Raw genomic sequence first — 1350 nt, 5'->3', positions numbered from 1 at the left:
TGAAACGCCCTGGTTTCCCCGGAGGCTCGTGCTATTGGATTTCGACCAGGGGTTGGTCGTTCCGTTGGGCATCGTAGAACGCGGCTTCGTACTCGGTAGGTGGAACGTCGTTGAGGTAGCCGTGCAGGCGGCTGGTGTTGTGCCAGTAGACCCAGCCCAGGGTGGCCAGCTCGACGTCCTCGACGGTTTTCCACGGCCCGCTGCGGGCTGGCCCGTAGATCAGTTCGGCTTTGTAGTAGCCGTTCACGGTCTCGGCCAGAGCGTTGTCGAAGCTGTCCCCGATCGATCCGATCGACGGGACTGCGCCGATCTCGGCGAGTCGTTCGCCGTATCGGATGGAGGTGAATTGCGATCCGGCGTCAGAGTGACATGTCAAGCCGGGCAACGTGTTTCCACGTGACCAGCGGGCCATCTCGAGTGCGTCGAGCACCATCGAGGTGCGCATGTGGGAGGCCACCCGCCACCCGACGATGATCCGCGAGTAGGCATCGACGATGAAACAGACGTACGCCACCCCGGCCCAGGTCGGAACGAACGTCAGATCCGTCACCCAGAGCTGGTTCGGCGCGGCCGCGGTGAACTGCCGCTGGACCAAATCAGGGTGCCGAGCCGCAGCCAAGTCGGGTTTGGTGGTGCGGACCCGTTTGCCGCGCCCCGCCCCGCAGATGCCGGCACCGCGCATCAGCCTGGCCACCTGATCCCGGCCGACGGCATGGCCGGCCCGCCGAGCGGCTTTCCACAGCTTGCGGGCGCCGTAGACGCGGTAGTTGTCCTCCCAGAGCGCCACCAGGGCCGGCCTCAGTTCGGCCTCACGCTGCGCGCGTGCCGACAGGGGGCGGGTCTTGGTGTCGTAGTAGGTGCTCGGGGCCACCGCCACCCCTGCACTGCGCAGGACGGTGATGATGGGCTCGACCCCGAATTCCTCGCGGTGAGCGTCGATGAAGTCGACTATTTCTTGTGTTGGCGGTCGAGCTCCGCGCCGAAGAAACTGGCCGCTCGCTTCAAAATCTCGTTGGCGCGCTTAAGTTCTCGGTTCTCCTGTTCGAGTTCCTTGATCCGCGCCGACTCCGCGGTGGACACCCCGGGCGCATACCCGTCATCGATATCGGCCTGGCGCACCCAGGACCGCACCGACTCCACCCCATAGCCCAGCTGGCGGGCCACCCGTGACACCGTGCCCTGCTCGGCGCCCAACTCCGCGCGCAGAGCGCGGACCATCCGCACCGCGGCGGCCTTCTCCTCCGGGCTATACCTGCGACTGGTCGGCTTCTTCCCTGATGACGGTTCCGTGGGCATACCTGCATCCTCGTTTCCAAGGTCAGGAGCCTCCGGGATTTCCAGGGCGTTTCA

General features: G+C 65.7%; 1 protein-coding gene and 1 other annotated feature. The gene reads right to left on the bottom strand.

Going from position 1 to position 1350, the window contains the following annotated elements:
- Positions 1–31 precede the first annotated feature (31 nt).
- Positions 32–1296, bottom strand: a protein-coding gene (locus tag M2432_RS27855; RefSeq protein ID WP_280830084.1) for an IS3 family transposase whose coding sequence is annotated in 2 segments (ribosomal slippage) — positions 32–990 and positions 990–1296 — 1266 coding nt in all. Because the reading frame shifts where the segments join, the coding sequence is not laid out codon by codon here.
- Positions 863–994 (bottom strand) — a sequence feature (AL1L pseudoknot). (Overlaps the previous gene by 132 nt.)
- Positions 1297–1350: the final 54 nt, after the last annotated feature.

This window comes from Mycobacterium sp. OTB74, assembly GCF_029892685.1.
In the GTDB taxonomy this organism is placed as follows: domain Bacteria; phylum Actinomycetota; class Actinomycetes; order Mycobacteriales; family Mycobacteriaceae; genus Mycobacterium.
Note: the sequence above shows the minus strand (reverse complement) of the source record. Positions and strands in the feature narration are given on the sequence as shown.